The following is a 15,419-nucleotide window of genomic DNA, read 5'->3' as shown; positions in this document are numbered from 1 at the left end:
GCCCAGCATCCCGCCCCTGACCCGCACCGCCACGTCTCGCATACGGAGCACGCCAAGGGCCCCGGCGGCGGCTCCGATGATCCTTGAGACGGCCTTGAGGAAGGCCTCACCGACCCTTGACCCCGACGCTGAGGTCGGCGTTCCGTCCGGGTAACAGCGGCGATGCGGCGGGGAAACAGCGGCCCCGCACGCTCGTGCCATGACCTCGAACCAGCGTGTGGTGGTGATCGGCGGCGGCCTCGCGGGCCTGCGACTGGCCGCGCGCCTGACCGGTGCGGCGGCGGTGACCGTCCTCGGCGAGGAGCCGCACGCCCCCTACAACCGGGTCCTGCTCGCGGAGGTCCTCGCCGGCCGCTACGCACCGGAGGTGACCGCCCTCCCGGCGCCCGGCCCGGCTCTGCGGCGGGGCGTCCGCGCGGTACGGATCGACCGCACCGACCGGACCGTGCTGTGCGACGACGGCACCGTGGCGGAGTACGACACGCTGGTGCTGGCCACGGGCTCGAACGCGGTGCTCCCGCCGCTGCGCGGCCTGTTCGAACCGGAAGGCCGCGAGCTCCCGGACGGGGTCCACGCGTTCCGCACGATGGACGACTGCCTGGCCCTCTCGGCGGCCGTACGCCCCGGGGTGCGGGCGGTGGTGATCGGCGGGGGCCTGCTGGGCGTCTCCGCGGCCCGTGCGCTCGCCGCGCGGGGGGCGGTGGTGGTCCTGGCCCAGCAGGGCGAGCGCCTGATGGAACGCCAACTGGACGCCGGCGCCTCCGCCCTGCTGGCCACGCACCTGACCGACCTCGGCGTGGAGATCCACACGGAATGCCGGGTCCGCGGCCTGGAAATCCAGCCCCTCCAGGGTTCGAGGAGCGGCGGTCCGGGGGCAGCGCCGGCAGCGGCGCCGCGCCCGGGCGCTTCGGCGGGCCCCCGCAAGGTCACCGGGGTCCAGCTCGCCGACGGCTACCGGCTGGAGGCCGATCTCGTCGTGCTCGCCTGCGGCGTCCGCCCCCGCACGGGCCTCGCCAAGGCCGCGGGCCTCGACGTCCGCACCGGCATCGTGGTCGACGACCACCTCCGCACCAGCGACCCCCGCATCCACGCCATCGGCGACTGCGCCGAGCACGCCGGCCAGGTGTACGGCCTGGCGGGCGCCGCCCTGGAGCAGGCCGACGCCCTCGCCGCGGTCCTCACCGGAACCCCCGCGCCCTACACCGGCACCCGCGCCCTCACCCGCCTGACCCTCGGCGGCGCCGAGAACGGCTCCCTGGACCTCGCCGCCTTCGGCGAGACCACCCCCCGCCCCGGAGACGACGTGGTCCGCCTCGCCGACGCCACCCGCGGGACCTACCGGAAGGTCGTCGTCCGCGACGACCGGCTCGTCGGCGGGGTGCTGCTCGGCGAGCTCTCCACCGTGGGCGCCCTCGCCCGCACCTGGGAGGGCGACGAGTCCCCGCACGACCTGTTCCACCTGCTCACCGACGACGGAGGCCACTGACATGCCCGAGCCCCTGCCCACGATCGTGCTCATCGGGCACGGCATGGTCGGCCAGCGCTACCTCGAAGCTCTCGCAGAGCGCGGGGTCACCGCCACGCACCGGATCACCGTGCTCTGCGAGGAGCCCCGGCCCGCATACGACCGCGTGCACCTGACCTCGTACTTCTCCGGCAGCACCGCCGAAGACCTGTCCATGACCCCCGCCGGGTTCATGGACGAGCACGGCATCGCCCTCCACCTCGACGACCCCGCCGAGCACATCGACCGGGCCGCCCGCACCGTCACGTCGCGCTCCGGGCAGGTGTTCCCGTACGACGTGCTGGTCCTGGCCACCGGCAGCTATCCCTTCGTGCCGCCCGTCCCCGGCAAGGACGCCCCCGGCTGCTTCGTCTACCGCACGATCGAGGACCTCCTCGCGATCGAGGAGTACGCCAAGACCCGGACCAGCGGCGCGGTCGTCGGCGGCGGCCTGCTCGGGCTGGAGGCCGCCGGCGCCCTGCAGGGGCTCGGCCTCACCACCCGCATCGTCGAGTTCGCCCCGCGGCTGATGCCCGTCCAGGTCGACGAGGGCGGCGGCGCCGCCCTGCTGCGCACCATCGAGTCGATGGGCCTGACCGTCCACACCGGGGTCGGCACCCAGGAGGTGGTGACCGGCGAGGACGGCCACGTCAGCGGCATGCGGCTGTCCGACGGCTCCACCGTCGACACCGACCTCGTCGTCTTCTCCGCGGGGGTCCGCCCCCGCGACCAGCTGGCCCGCGATGCCGGACTGGACGTCGGCGAGCGCGGCGGCATCGCGGTCGACGCCCGCTGCCGCACCTCCGATCCGCACGTCTACGCCATCGGCGAGTGCGCCCTCGCCGTCGACGGCCGGGTCTACGGCCTGGTCGCCCCCGGCTACGAGATGGCCGAGACCGCCGCCGACGACCTCCTGGGCCGGGAGAAGGAGTTCACCGGGGCCGACCTCTCCACCAAGCTCAAGCTGCTCGGCGTGGACGTGGCCTCCTTCGGCGACGCCCACGGCAACGCCCCCGGCAGCCTCGACGTCGTCTGGTCGGACTCCCGGTCCGGCGTCTACAAGAAGCTGGTCGTCTCCCCCGACGGGGTCCTGCTCGGCGGGGTCCTGGTCGGCGACGCCGACGCGTACGGTCTGCTGCGCCCGCTCACCGGCAGCGTCCCGCCCGTCGCCCCCGAGCAGCTGGTGCTGCCGGCCGGGGTCGGCGCTCCCGTCGCGCTCGGCCCGTCCTCGCTCCCCGACCACGCGGTGATCTGCTCCTGCCACAACGTCACGAAGAAGGCCATCGCCGCCTGCGCCACCCTCGCCGAGGTCAAGAAGTGCACCAAGGCGGGCACCGGCTGCGGCAGTTGCGTCAAGGTGATCGGCCAGCTGCTGCCGGCCGCCGCCGACAAGGGGCTGTGCGGCTGCTTCCCGTACACCCGCTCCGAGCTGTACGAGATCGTCCGCACCCGGCGGCTGACCTCGTACGAGCAGCTCCTCGACGGCCACGGCCGCCCGGAGGCCCGCGGCGGCGACGGCTGCGAGGTCTGCAAGCCCACCGTCGGCTCGATCATCGCCTCGCTCGCCCCGACCCTCGGCGCCAGCGGCTACGTCCTGGACGGGGAGCAGGCCGCCCTCCAGGACACCAACGACCACTTCCTGGCGAACATGCAGCGCAACGGCTCGTACTCGGTCGTCCCGCGCATCCCCGGCGGTGAGATCACCCCCGACAAGCTGATCGTGATCGGCGAGGTGGCCCGCGACTTCGGCCTCTACACGAAGATCACCGGCGGCCAGCGGATCGACCTCTTCGGGGCGAGCGTGGACCAGCTCCCGCGGATCTGGGCGCGGCTCGTCGACGCGGGGTTCGAGTCCGGGCACGCGTACGGGAAGGCCCTGCGGACGGTGAAGTCCTGCGTGGGACAGACCTGGTGCCGCTACGGGGTCCAGGACAGCGTCAGGATGGCCATCGACCTGGAGCTGCGCTACCGCGGGCTGCGCGCCCCGCACAAGCTCAAGTCGGCGGTGTCCGGCTGCGCCCGCGAGTGCGCGGAGGCGCAGAGCAAGGACTTCGGGGTCATCGCGACGGCGAGCGGCTGGAACCTCTACGTCGGCGGCAACGGCGGTGCCACGCCGCGCCACGCCGACCTCCTCGCCCAGGACCTCTCGGACGCGGAACTGATCCGGCTGATCGACCGGTTCCTGATGTTCTACATCCGCACCGCCGACCGGCTGGAGCGGACCTCCACCTGGCTGGAGCGGCTGGAGGGCGGCCTGGCGCACCTGCGGGACGTCATCGTGCACGACTCGCTCGGGCTGTGCGCGGAGCTGGAGGCCCTGATGGCCGACCACGTGGCGCACTACCGGGACGAGTGGGCCGAGACGCTCCAGGACCCGGAGCGGCTCCGCCGGTTCGTGTCCTTCGTGAACGCGCCCGGCGCTCCCGACCCGACCGTGAAGTTCGTCCCCGAGCGCGACCAGGTCAAGCCCGACCTGGCCGTCCTGACCATAGGAGGTGCCGTCCGATGACCGTGGAACTGCAAGTGGCGCAGGGCTGGCTGACGGTGTGCGAGCTGTCCTCGCTCGTCCCCGGGCGCGGGGTGGCCGCCCTGCTGCCCGACGGGAGCCAGGCCGCGGTGTTCGTCGACCGCGCGGGCCGCCCGTACGCCATCGGCAACCAGGACCCCTTCACCGGGGCGCACGTGCTCTCGCGCGGGCTGGTGGGGGCCGTGGCGGGCCGGCCGTTCGTGGCCTCGCCGCTGCTGAAGCAGCGCTTCGACCTGGAGTCGGGGCGCTGCCTGGACGACGAGGAGGTGGCGGTCCGGACCTACCCGGTGCGGACCGCCGCGACCTCGTGACCACGTGGTGCGGGGCGGTCAGCCCTGGATCACGGCCGGGTCCATCCACATGATCTCCCAGGTGTGGCCGTCGAGGTCGTCGAAGGCGCGGCCGTACATGACGCCGTGGTCCTGGGCGGGGCGGGGCTCGGTGGCGCCGGCCGCCAGGGCCCCGTCCACCAGCTCGTCGACGGCGGTGCGGCTGGGGGCGCTCAGACAGAGCAGCACCTCGGAGGTCTTCGTGGCGTCCGCGATCTCCTTGTGGGTGAAGTCCTTGTAGCGGTCCTCGGTCAGGAGCATCGCGACGATGGTGTCGCTGATGACCATCGAGGCGCAGTTCTCGTCGGTGAACTGGGCGTTGAAGGTGTAGCCCAGCTTGCCCCAGAAGGTCTTGCTGGCCTCCAGGTCCTTGACCGGCAGGTTGACGAAGATCATGGTGGCGGACATCGAGGTCTCTCTTCTCTCGGGTGCGGCGCTCGGCGCTGGGTGCTCGGTGTTTACGTGAGGTAGACCGGGAGGCCCCGCGAAACTCATCGCTCCCCGTGCATCTTTTTTGAGATTTCCCGGAACCGCAGGTCAGGGGACTGGCCGCAGCTTCGGCACGGCGAGCGGCACGAAGCCCACCCGACTCTCGCCGTCGGCGATCCGGGCCGGCCCGGTGTCCCGAAGTCCCTTCTGGAGGATTGCACTCGCAGCGGTCGCTCGGGCGTAATGAGGAATTGAGGTCACGTCAACTCAGTGCTCCTAGGTTCCTCGACGCGTGCGACCCCGCGCTCGACCGGGTGCGGGGTGCCTTCCTCCCACAGGAGTGACCGTGGAACGTCGTACCTTCCTGCGCGGCGCCGTCATCGGATCGTCGGCCGCCGCCTTCGGTGGCACCCTGATGCACGGAGCCGCCTACGCGGCGCCGGCGCAGCCCGGCGCCGGCCCCTACGGGGCGCTCGGCGCGGCGGACGCCAACGGCATCATGCTCCCCAGCGGTTTCAGCAGCCGGGTGATCGCCCGCTCGGGCCAGACCGTCAGCGGCACCTCGTACACCTGGCACAACGCCCCCGACGGCGGCGCGTGTTTCGCCGACGGCTCGGGCTGGATCTACGTCTCCAACTCGGAGATCAACCCCTCCGGCGGGGCGAGCGCGGTGAAGTTCAACTCCTCCGGCACCGTCACCGGCGCCTACCGGATCCTCTCCGACACCCGGCAGAACTGCGCGGGCGGCAAGACCCCGTGGAACACCTGGCTGTCCTGCGAGGAGGTCGACCGCGGCTTCGTCTACGAGACCGACCCGTACGGCGTGAACGCGTCCGTACAGCGCCCCGCAATGGGCCGCTTCAAGCACGAGGCGGCCGCCGCCGACCCGGTGCGCCAGGTGATCTACCTGACGGAGGACGAGACGAGCGGCTGCTTCTACCGCTTCATCCCCACCACCTGGGGCAACCTCTCCTCCGGCACCCTCCAGGTCCTCAAGGCAGGCACCGCCACCTCGGGCTCCTTCACCTGGGCCAACGTCCCCGACCCGGACGGCTCGCCGACCGCGACCCGCAGCCAGGTGTCCGGCTCGAAGAAGTTCAACGGCGGCGAGGGCTGCCACTACGCCAACGACACCGTCTGGTTCACCACCAAGGGCGACAACCGGGTCTGGCAGCTCAACCTCACGAACAACACGTACGAGCTGGCCTACGACGACTCGCTCGTGCCCGGCGGGGCGGCCCCGCTGACGGGCGTCGACAACGTCACCGGCTCCTCGTACGGCGACCTGTACGTCGCGGAGGACGGCGGCAACATGGAGATCTGCGTGATCACCCCGGACGACGTGGTGGCACCCTTCCTGCGGATCACCGGCCAGTCCTCCTCGGAGATCACCGGCCCGGCCTTCTCCCCGGCCGGCAATCGCCTCTACTTCTCCAGCCAGCGCGGCACCACCGGCAGCTCCTCCGCCGGCATCACCTACGAGGTAACGGGCCCGTTCCGCGTCTAGAGCCTCGCCGGCGTTCGAGGGGCTCCGCGGGGCCGGGGGCGGAGCCCCGATCTTTGAGCCGTACCATCCGGCCCCGCCTCACCACTCCAGCCCCGCCTGCGTTTGAGGCGCGGGGGCTCGGGGGCCGCGCCCCCGCAACGGACCGGCACCCGCACAACCGGCCGCACCCCCACGGGCAACCCCGCAGGGGTGCGGCGGCCACCGTCATGAAGCGACGGCCCCGCCCTTCAGCAGGGCGGCTCCCAGTGGCGTCACGGTGTGCAGCACCGCGTTCCCCCGCCGCAGCGTGGTGACCAGTCCCGCCTCCCGCATCACGCACGCGTGCTGGCTCGCGGAGGCCAGCGAGACCCCGGCCCGACGGGCCAGCTCACTGGTGGTCGCCCCGTCCCCTATGGCCCGCAGCACCACCGACCGGGTGTGCCCCACCAGCTTGCCCAGGGTGCGCTGGCGCTGCTCCTCCACGGGCCGCGCCGCCTCGCCCCCCGCCGGCGCCGACGCCAACTGAGCCGCCGCCGGATAGACCAGCACCGGCGGCAGCTCGGGATCGTGCAGCGTCACCGCGGTGCGCCGGCAGAAGAACGACGGCTGGAGCAGCAGCCCGCGCCCCCGCAGCCGTACGTCCCGGTCCACCGGGTAGTCGCACTCCAGTACCGGCGCCCGCCACCGCAGCATCGGCGGCAGGGAGGCCAGCAGCTCGTCCGCGCCCCCGTCCAGCAGCGCCCGGCCGCGCGCGGCCCGCTCGGCCTCGATCTGGGCCTGGATCTGGGTCCAGTACGGCTCCACGGCCGCCCGGTGGTACGCGCGCAGCTCGCCCATCAGCCTCGGCAGCTGCTTGGCTCCGCCGTCCATGAACTCCCGCAGCCGCGGCGTCATCGGCGCACCCGCAGCCAGCAGCTGCAGCTCGCGGCGCATGCGCTCGGGACGGATGCCGCGCAGCGCGTCGAGGCCCACGTCCCACCCGTACTGCCCCTCCACAGGGGTCAGGAAATCGGGAAAATAACCACGGCTCGGTATGAGCATACCGAGCGTGCGTGTTTCACTATTCAACCTGCTCCGGGTTTCCGTACGCCATTCACCGAACAACCGGGCATCGCGCCGGTCTCTTAAGCGGTGAAAGCTGAGAATCGTTTCCCACAACGCATCGGGACGCCCTGCCATCCGTACGCGTGCCAGGTCCACTCCAGTGAAATGGATACGCAGCACCGAACCCCCACCTGTGCAACCGCAATCCCCCCGCCCCATGAGTATGCACGCCGTCACACGTGGTCACCACGCCCTTTCGGCCACAGTTGAAACCCCTTTCGGCAGGGGCGTGACAACCGAAATCCTGTACTCCGCCGGGCACACTCCGATGCGACCGAAACGCTCCGCGAAGGCCGTGGGGGGCTTTGCGGGGCCTGGCGGTCGGTCGCACCGGGAAGCGCCGACGTGCCCGGCAGAATGACAGCGGCGGTGGACGGGTGGGGATCCGTCCACCGCCTGCTGGCGTAAAGCTTTGTTGAACAACGGAAATAGGCGCGCCCGCCACCGGGCAGTCAGGGCACCCGGGGGCAGGCGCGGTCTATGGGAGCCCTTCGCAGGGCCGGGGGTCAGCGGCTGTCGCTGCCCTTCGCCTCGGCGGCCGCGCGACCGGCCTCCAGGCGCGCCACCGGAATCCGGAAGGGCGAGCAGGAGACGTAGTCGAGGCCGACCTCGTGGAAGAAGTGGACGGACTCGGGGTCGCCGCCGTGCTCACCGCAGACGCCGAGCTTGAGGTCGGGGCGCGTGGCCCGGCCCTGCTCGACCGCGTGGCGGACGAGCGAGCCGACGCCGTCCTTGTCGATGGTCTCGAAGGGCGAGACCCCGAAGATGCCCTTCTCGAGGTACGCGGTGAAGAAGCTGGCCTCGACGTCGTCGCGGGAGAAGCCCCACACCGTCTGGGTCAGGTCGTTCGTACCGAAGGAGAAGAACTGCGCGGCCTCGGCGATCTGGGCGGCCGTCAGGGCGGCGCGCGGCAGCTCGATCATGGTGCCGATGGACAGCTTGAGGCTGGTGCCGGTGGCGGCCTCGACCTCGGCGATGACCTGGTCGGCCTCCTCGCGGACGATCTCCAGCTCCTGGACGGTGCCCACGAGCGGGACCATGATCTCGGCGCGGGGGTCGCCCTTGGCGTTCTTGCGCTCGGCCGCGGCCTCGGCGATCGCCCGGACCTGCATCTTGAACAGGCCGGGGATGACCAGGCCCAGGCGGACGCCGCGCAGACCCAGCATCGGGTTCTGCTCGTGCAGCTTGTGCACGGCCTGGAGCAGGCGCAGGTCGTTCTCGTTGGCGTCCTGGCGGGACTCTGCGAGGGCGACGCGCACCGACAGCTCGGTGATGTCGGGCAGGAACTCGTGCAGCGGCGGGTCGAGGAGGCGGACGGTGACCGGCAGGCCGTCCATGGCTTCGAACAGCTCGACGAAGTCCTTCTTCTGCAGCGGCAGGAGGGCACTCAGTGCCTCCTCGCGCTCGCCGTCGGTGTCCGCGAGGATCAGTCGCTCCACCAGTTCGCGGCGCTCACCGAGGAACATGTGCTCGGTGCGGCACAGGCCGATGCCCTGGGCGCCGAAGCGGCGGGCGCGCAGCGCGTCCTCGGCGTTGTCGGCGTTGGCGCGCACCCGCAGGCGGCGGACGCGGTCCGCGTAGGCCATGATCCGGTGCACGGCGGCGACGAGCTCGTCGGCGTCGTCGGCGCCGGCGTGCATACGGCCCTCGAAGTACTCGACGACCGGGGACGGTACGACGGGTACCTCACCCAGGTACACCTTGCCGGTGGAGCCGTCGATGGAGACGACGTCGCCCTCTTCGATGACCGTGTCGCCGACCGTCATGCGGCGGCGCTTGGTGTCGACGTCGAGCTCCTCGGCGCCGCAGACACAGGTCTTGCCCATGCCGCGGGCGACGACGGCCGCGTGCGAGGTCTTGCCGCCGCGCGAGGTCAGGATGCCCTCGGAGGCGATCATGCCGTCCAGGTCGTCCGGGTTGGTCTCGCGGCGGATCAGGATGACCTTCTCGCCGGAACGGGACCACTTGACGGCCGTGTACGAGTCGAAGACGGCCTTGCCGACGGCCGCACCCGGGGAGGCGGCGATGCCGCGGCCGAGCAGGGTGGTCTTGGCGCCCTCGTCGAAGCGGGGGAACATCAGCTGCGCCAGCTGGTGACCGGTGACGCGCTGGAGGGCCTCGGCCTCGTCGATCAGGCCCTGGTCCACGAGCTGGGTGGCGATGCGGAAGGCGGCGCCGGCGGTGCGCTTGCCGACACGGGTCTGGAGCATCCACAGCTGGCCGCGCTCGATGGTGAACTCGATGTCGCAGAGATCCTTGTAGTGGGTCTCCAGCGTCGTCATGATCGTCATGAGCTGGTCGTACGAGGCTTTGTCGATGCCCTCCAGGTCCGCGAGCGGCACGGTGTTGCGGATGCCCGCCACCACGTCCTCGCCCTGGGCGTTCTGGAGGTAGTCGCCGTAGACGCCCGCGTGGCCGCTGGCGGGGTCGCGGGTGAAGGCGACGCCGGTGCCGGAGTCGGGGCCCAGGTTGCCGAAGACCATGGAGCAGATGTTCACCGCCGTGCCCAGGTCGCTCGGGATGCGCTCCTGGCGGCGGTAGAGCTTGGCGCGGTCGGTGTTCCACGAGTTGAAGACGGCCTCGACAGCGAGGTCCATCTGCTCGCGGGCGTCCTGCGGGAACTCGCGGCCGGCTTCCTTCGCCACGATCTTCTTGAAGTGCTTGACCAGCTTCTTCAGGTCGGCGGCGTCGAGGTCGGTGTCGACGGTGACCTTCTTGGCGGCCTTGGCCTCGTCGAGGGCGTCCTCGAAGAGCTCGCCCTCGACGCCGAGGACGGTCTTGCCGAACATCTGGATGAGGCGGCGGTACGAGTCCCACGCGAAGCGCTCGTCACCGGCCTGGGAGGCGAGGCCGGTCACGGACTCGTCGGAGAGACCGATGTTCAGGACGGTGTCCATCATGCCGGGCATCGAGAACTTGGCGCCGGAGCGGACGGAGACCAGCAGCGGGTCGTCCGACTGTCCGAGCTTCTTGCCCATCTTCGCCTCGAGGGCCGCAAGGTGGGCGCTGACCTCTTCGCGCAGCGCGGCCGGGGCCGTGCCGCTCTCGAGGTAGACCTTGCAGGCCTCGGTGGTGATGGTGAAGCCGGGAGGGACCGGCAGACCCAGGTTGGTCATCTCGGCGAGGTTGGCTCCCTTGCCGCCGAGAAGGTCCTTGAGGTCGCGGTTGCCCTCGGTGAAGTCGTAGACGAACTTCTGATCTTTGTTTTCCGACACGGGTCTCGACTCCTCGAGGCTCGGTGGCTGCCCTGACGGCCAGGAACATACCCAGATCGAAGGCTTCTGGGTACGTCCACTTGGTCGTCATACGGCTGTAACCACCCGTGCGCCAGCAGATCGAAAGTAACTCATGGGTAATCAGAAAGTACGAACAGTCTTCACCTCTCGAACGAGGAGGGGACTCCTGAGGCCTGATCACGCCCGGATGAGCGATCATCGATCCATTTGTGTTCAAGAATTGAATGCACAAAGGGTGGCACCCAGTGCCACCCTTTGAAAGTCTTACCCGTGACTTCAGTGCTCATCTGAGCGAAACCCTTCCCATGCGTGGCGTATATCACGCGCCACGGAGGGCGATTTGTCAGCCTCCGGAGGTGTCCAGTTCAGCGTCCTCGCTCACACCCGCGCAGTCGTACGGGTCCTTCAGCCAGCCGTCCGGCAGGACAACTCGGTTGTTTCCGGACGTCCGGCCGCGCGGGCCGTCCGCGCTCTCGGGCCATGCCTGGTCCAGGTCGAGCTCGCTCAGATGAGCGTTCAGCTCGGCCAGGGAAGAGGTGACCGCGAGCTTCTTGCGCATCTCGGAGCCGACCGAGAAGCCCTTCAGGTACCAGGCCACGTGCTTACGGAAGTCGATCACCCCGCGCGCCTCGTCGCCGATCCACTCCCCCAGCAGCTGTGCGTGGCGGTGCATGGTGGCCGCGACCTCGCGCAGCGTCGGCTTGTGGAAGTCCTCCGGGCGCCCCTCGAAGGCCGCCACCAGGTCGTTGAACAGCCACGGCCGCCCCAGGCAGCCGCGGCCCACGACCACGCCGTCGCAGCCGGTCTCGCGGACCATGCGCAGGGCGTCCTCGGCGCACCAGATGTCGCCGTTGCCGAGCACGGGGATCTCCGGCACGTGCTCCTTGAGGCGCGCGATGGCGTCCCAGTCGGCGGTGCCGCCGTAGTGCTGGGCCGTGGTCCGCCCGTGCAGGGCTATGGCGGTGACCCCTTCCTCGACGGCGATCCGGCCGGCATCGAGGTAGGTGAGGTGGTCGTCGTTGATGCCCTTGCGCATCTTCATGGTCACCGGCAGGTCGCCGGCGCCCGCGACGGCCTCGCGGAGGATCGCGCGGAGCAGGTTGCGCTTGTACGGGAGGGCCGAGCCGCCACCCTTGCGGGTGACCTTGGGCACCGGGCAGCCGAAGTTGAGGTCGATGTGGTCGGCGCGGTCCTCTTCGACGATCATCCGGACGGCCTTGCCGACCGTCGCCGGGTCGACCCCGTACAGCTGAATCGAGCGAGGCTTCTCGGTCTCGTCGAAGTGGATCAGCTGCATGGTCTTCTCGTTGCGCTCGACCAGGGCGCGGGTCGTGATCATCTCGCTCACGAACAGCCCCTTGCCGCCCGAGAACTCCCGGCAGAGGGTACGGAACGGGGCATTGGTGATGCCTGCCATGGGCGCGAGCACCACCGGGGGCTGCACGGTGTGCGGGCCGATCGCGAGAGGCGGAGGGAGCGTGGTCATCCGCCCATTGTCCCGCATGCCGAGGGGGTGGGGCGGACGTAGCATCGGCGGCATGATCGAGCCGAGTCCCCGGCAGCGCATGCTCGTCCTGGCGATCTGCTGCATGAGCCTGCTGATCGTCAGCCTGGACAACACCGTGCTCAACGTCGCGCTCCCGTCGATGCGCCGTGACCTCGACGCCTCGGTCGCGGGGCTGCAGTGGACCATCGACGCGTACACCCTGGTCCTGGCCTCGCTGCTGATGCTCGCGGGCTCCACGGCCGACCGGATCGGCCGCCGCAAGGTGTTCGTCGCCGGCCTGCTGGCCTTCACCGCCGGCTCGCTGCTGTGCTCGCTCGCCCCCAGCCTCGGCTGGCTCATCGTCTTCCGGATGGTGCAGGCGATCGGCGGCGCGATGCTCAACCCGGTGGCGATGTCGATCATCACCAACACCTTCACCGATCCGGCCGAGCGGGCCCGGGCCATCGGCGTCTGGGGTGCGGTCGGGGGCGTCTCCATGGCCGCGGGGCCCCTGATCGGCGGAGTGCTGGTGGACTCCGTGGGCTGGCGCTCGATCTTCCTGATCAACGTGCCGATCGGTCTGGCCGCGCTCGTGCTGACCCTGCGCCACATCCCCGAGTCCCGGGCGGCCCGGCCGCGTCGACCGGACCCGGTGGGTCAGGTCCTGGTCATCGCGCTGCTCGGCAGCCTGACGTACGGGATCATCGAGGCCCCGGCGGCCGGCTGGCGCTCGCCGCTGATCACGGGGTGCGCGGTGGTGGCGGTGGCCTCGCTCGTGGGGCTGCTGGTCTACGAGCCCCGGCGCGAGGACCCCCTGATCGATCTCCGGTTCTTCCGGAGCGCGCCCTTCAGCGGCTCGACCGTGATCGCGATCAGCGCCTTCGCCGGACTGGCCGGCTTCCTCTTCCTGAACACGCTGTACCTGCAGGACGTACGGGGGCTCAGCGCCCTGCACGCCGGGCTCTACATGCTGCCGATGGCGGCGCTGACCGTCGTCTTCGCGCCGCTGGCGGGGCGGCTGGTGGGCAGCCGGGGGCCACGGATCTGCCTGCTGATCGCGGGGGTGGCGATGGCGGCGAGCGGGCTGCTGTTCGCCCTGTTCGAGGCCGAGACGTCCAACCCGCTCCTGTTCACCGGGTACGTGCTGTTCGGGCTCGGCTTCGGCATGGTGAACGCGCCGATCACCAACACGGCGGTATCGGGGATGCCCCGCTCCCAGGCGGGCGTCGCGGCCGCCATCGCCTCGACCAGCCGGCAGACCGGCGGCACGCTGGGCGTCGCGGTCATCGGCTCGGTCCTGGCGGCGGGGCTGGCCGGTGGCTCCGACTTCTCCGGGGCGGCGCAGCCGGCCTGGTGGATCATCACACTGTGCGGACTGGCGGTGCTGGTCGTGGGTGCGGTGACGAGCGGGAACTGGGCCCGTGCGACGGCGGAGCGTACGGCCCGCACTCTGGAGGAGCCCGTCAGCCAGTCCGCGGCCGCGGGTTCGCCGCGCGCCTGAGCGCGGGCGTGACAGCGACCCCGGCCGCGGGCCTGACCGCGGGCCTGACCGCAAGCCCGGCCGCGGGCCTGACCGCAGGCCCGGCCGCGCGGCCGGCCCGTCTCCTCGTCGCATTGGGAGTCCTCGGCCGAGGTGTTGACCCGGTCGAGGAGGCCGCGCAGGAGCTCGCACTCCCGGTCCGACAGCCCCGCGAAGATGCCGCCTTCGACCTCGTCGAGGGCGGCGTTCGTCTTGCGCAGGGCCGCCTCCCCGGCGGTGGTGACGGCCACGTTGTGACGGCGCCGGTCGGCCGGGTCCCGGCGGCGTTCGGCCGGGCCGTCGCCCTCCAGGTCGTTCAGGATCCCGACGAGCACGCTCGGGTCCCACCTCCAGATGCTCTCGCCTACGCCGTCGTCGGCGGCCTGCTCGCCCTCGTCCTGACCGCCTCCGCCACCTTCACCCTGCAGCGCAACGACCAGATCGTCGCCGGCACACAGAAGGTCCGGGCCCCGGACTCGTGGCTGCCACAGGCTGGCCACCCTCAAGGCGGCCGGCGCGATCAGCCTGGTCGCCGGCCTGTGGGTGACGCCGCTCGGCCTGGCCGCGGCCGCCGGCGTGACCCTCTACTTCATCGGCGCGGTCATCAGCCGCCTGCGCGTCAAGGACTACGAACTCGCACCGGCGGCCGTCCTCACCCTGGTCGCGGCGGCGGCCCTGGTGCTGCGGATCCTTGCGTGACACTGACGAGTGACAGATATTGAAATCTGTCACTCGTCATGTCATTCTCGTTCCATGACGAAGAACGAGAACACTCACACGACCGCCCTCGGCAGCAGCGGCCCCTCCGTCTTCCCGCTGGGGCTGGGCTGCATGGGGATGTCCGCCCTCTACGGCGAGGCCGATCGCACCGAGTCCCTCGCGACCATCCACGCCGCCCTGGACGCGGGCATGACGCTGCTCGACACCGGCGACTTCTACGGCATGGGGCACAACGAGCTGCTGATCAACGAAGCCCTGCGCACGGCCCCCGCCGCGGCCCGCGAGAAGACGCTGACCAGCGTGAAGTTCGGCGCGCTGCGCACGGTGGAGGGCGGGTTCACCGGCTACGACGGGCGACCCGCGGCAGTCAGGAACTTCCTGGCCTACTCGCTCCAGCGGCTCGGCCGGGACCACATCGACATCTACCGGATCGCTCGCGTGGACCCGGACGTGCCGATCGAGGAGACCGTCGGGGCCATCGCCGAGGCGGTCCAGGCCGGGCACGTGCGCCACATCGGCCTGTCCGAGGTCGGCGCGGAGACGCTGCGCCGGGCCGCCGCCGTGGCCCCGATATCCGACCTCCAGATCGAGTACTCGCTGATCTCCCGCGGCATCGAGGACGAGATCCTGCCGACCGCCCGGGAGCTCGGCATCGGGATCACGGCGTACGGAGTGCTGTCCCGCGGCCTGATCAGCGGCCACTTCACCCGCGACCGCGCGCTGACCCCGGGCGACTTCCGCGGCATGAGCCCCCGCTTCCAGGGCGAGAACCTCGGCCGGAACCTGGACCTGGTCGACGCCCTGCGCAAGGTCGCCGTGGACAAGGGGGTGAGCGTCGCCCAGACCGCGATCGCCTGGGTGCTCGCGCAGGGCCCCCGGCACGGCGTCGACATCGTGCCGCTGGTGGGCGCCCGCCGCCGGGACCGGCTCGCCGAGGCACTGGGTGCCATGGACGTCACGTTCAGCGCCGCCGACCTGGCCGCCGTCGAGGAGGCCGTGCCCGCCGGGGCCGCGGCCGGAGCAAGGTACCCGGAGGCCCAGATGGCCCACCTCGACAGCGAGCACTGAGCTGACGGTAC

At 71.2% G+C, this 15,419-nt stretch carries 11 protein-coding genes; 7 read left to right on the top strand and 4 right to left on the bottom strand.

Annotated features, from left to right (window positions below; translation table 11 throughout):
• Nucleotides 1-199: 199 nt before the first annotated feature.
• Genes PV721_RS13900 through nirD form a run of 3 tightly spaced genes read left to right on the top strand, consistent with a single transcriptional unit; the run spans nt 200 to nt 4,342 of the window.
• Nucleotides 200-1,486 carry an NAD(P)/FAD-dependent oxidoreductase gene (locus PV721_RS13900; RefSeq protein ID WP_319723834.1) on the top strand — a complete coding sequence of 429 codons (1,287 nt, stop codon included), beginning with the start codon at nt 200-202 and terminating at the stop codon, nt 1,484-1,486.
• Nucleotide 1,487: 1 nt separating this feature from the next.
• A complete protein-coding gene (nirB, locus tag PV721_RS13895) occupies nt 1,488-4,013 on the top strand; it encodes a nitrite reductase large subunit NirB (RefSeq protein ID WP_319723832.1) in 2,526 nt (841 codons plus the stop codon).
• Nucleotides 4,010-4,342: a nitrite reductase small subunit NirD gene (gene nirD / locus PV721_RS13890; RefSeq protein ID WP_030711012.1), complete on the top strand. Its 333-nt coding sequence runs from the start codon at nt 4,010-4,012 to the stop codon at nt 4,340-4,342. Before nirB ends, nirD begins: the two co-directional genes overlap by 4 nt.
• An 18-nt stretch (nt 4,343-4,360) precedes the next feature.
• On the opposite strand, the gene PV721_RS13885 is transcribed toward nirD, so the two are convergent.
• A complete protein-coding gene (locus PV721_RS13885; protein ID WP_319723828.1) occupies nt 4,361-4,768 on the bottom strand; it encodes a VOC family protein in 408 nt (135 codons plus the stop codon).
• Nucleotides 4,769-5,135: 367 nt separating this feature from the next.
• Here PV721_RS13885 and PV721_RS13880 point away from each other — a divergent pair, with 367 nt between their 5' ends.
• Nucleotides 5,136-6,296: an alkaline phosphatase PhoX gene (locus tag PV721_RS13880; RefSeq protein WP_319723826.1), complete on the top strand. Its 1,161-nt coding sequence runs from the start codon at nt 5,136-5,138 to the stop codon at nt 6,294-6,296.
• Between the two features lie 204 nt (nt 6,297-6,500).
• Here PV721_RS13880 and PV721_RS13875 read toward each other — a convergent pair whose 3' ends face one another.
• The 3 genes from PV721_RS13875 to dusB form a co-directional block, all read right to left on the bottom strand.
• Nucleotides 6,501-7,499 carry an ArsR/SmtB family transcription factor gene (locus PV721_RS13875; RefSeq protein WP_319723824.1) on the bottom strand — a complete coding sequence of 333 codons (999 nt, stop codon included), beginning with the start codon at nt 7,497-7,499 and terminating at the stop codon, nt 6,501-6,503.
• A 386-nt stretch (nt 7,500-7,885) separates the two neighbouring features.
• Complete coding sequence (gene ppdK / locus PV721_RS13870; protein WP_319723822.1) at nt 7,886-10,594, bottom strand: pyruvate, phosphate dikinase; 2,709 nt, start codon at nt 10,592-10,594, stop codon at nt 7,886-7,888.
• Nucleotides 10,595-10,958: 364 nt separating this feature from the next.
• Entirely contained in the window at nt 10,959-12,101 is a 1,143-nt protein-coding gene (gene dusB, locus PV721_RS13865) for a tRNA dihydrouridine synthase DusB (RefSeq protein WP_030862564.1), read from the bottom strand.
• A gap of 52 nt (nt 12,102-12,153) precedes the next feature.
• Here dusB and PV721_RS13860 point away from each other — a divergent pair, with 52 nt between their 5' ends.
• The 3 genes from PV721_RS13860 (at nt 12,154) to PV721_RS13850 (ending at nt 15,408) form a co-directional block, all read left to right on the top strand.
• The gene (locus PV721_RS13860) at nt 12,154-13,602 is read left to right on the top strand and encodes an MFS transporter (protein ID WP_319723819.1); all 1,449 of its coding nucleotides are present in this window, start codon (nt 12,154-12,156) and stop codon (nt 13,600-13,602) included.
• A 561-nt stretch (nt 13,603-14,163) separates the two neighbouring features.
• On the top strand, nt 14,164-14,319 hold the full coding sequence (locus PV721_RS13855; RefSeq protein ID WP_319723816.1) for a DoxX family protein: 156 nt from the start codon (nt 14,164-14,166) through the stop codon (nt 14,317-14,319).
• Between the two features lie 54 nt (nt 14,320-14,373).
• On the top strand, nt 14,374-15,408 hold the full coding sequence (locus PV721_RS13850) for an aldo/keto reductase (RefSeq protein WP_319723814.1): 1,035 nt from the start codon (nt 14,374-14,376) through the stop codon (nt 15,406-15,408).
• Nucleotides 15,409-15,419: the final 11 nt, after the last annotated feature.

The organism is Streptomyces sp. MB09-01 (genome assembly GCF_033794505.1).
GTDB lineage: Bacteria > Actinomycetota > Actinomycetes > Streptomycetales > Streptomycetaceae > Streptomyces.
The sequence above is the reverse complement of the archived record's forward strand: the minus strand, read 5'-3'. Positions and strand labels throughout refer to the sequence as shown.

Bases quoted from the DNA above. Each gene is read 5' to 3' on its own strand.
- PV721_RS13900 (WP_319723834.1), top strand. From the start codon at position 200: ATGACCTCGAACCAGCGTGTGGTGGTGATCGGCGGCGGCCTCGCGGGC.
- nirB (WP_319723832.1), top strand. From the start codon at position 1,488: ATGCCCGAGCCCCTGCCCACGATCGTGCTCATCGGGCACGGCATGGTC.
- nirD (WP_030711012.1), top strand. From the start codon at position 4,010: ATGACCGTGGAACTGCAAGTGGCGCAGGGCTGGCTGACGGTGTGCGAG.
- PV721_RS13885 (WP_319723828.1), bottom strand. From the start codon at position 4,768: ATGTCCGCCACCATGATCTTCGTCAACCTGCCGGTCAAGGACCTGGAG.
- dusB (WP_030862564.1), bottom strand. From the start codon at position 12,101: ATGACCACGCTCCCTCCGCCTCTCGCGATCGGCCCGCACACCGTGCAG.
- PV721_RS13860 (WP_319723819.1), top strand. From the start codon at position 12,154: ATGATCGAGCCGAGTCCCCGGCAGCGCATGCTCGTCCTGGCGATCTGC.
- PV721_RS13850 (WP_319723814.1), top strand. From the start codon at position 14,374: ATGACGAAGAACGAGAACACTCACACGACCGCCCTCGGCAGCAGCGGC.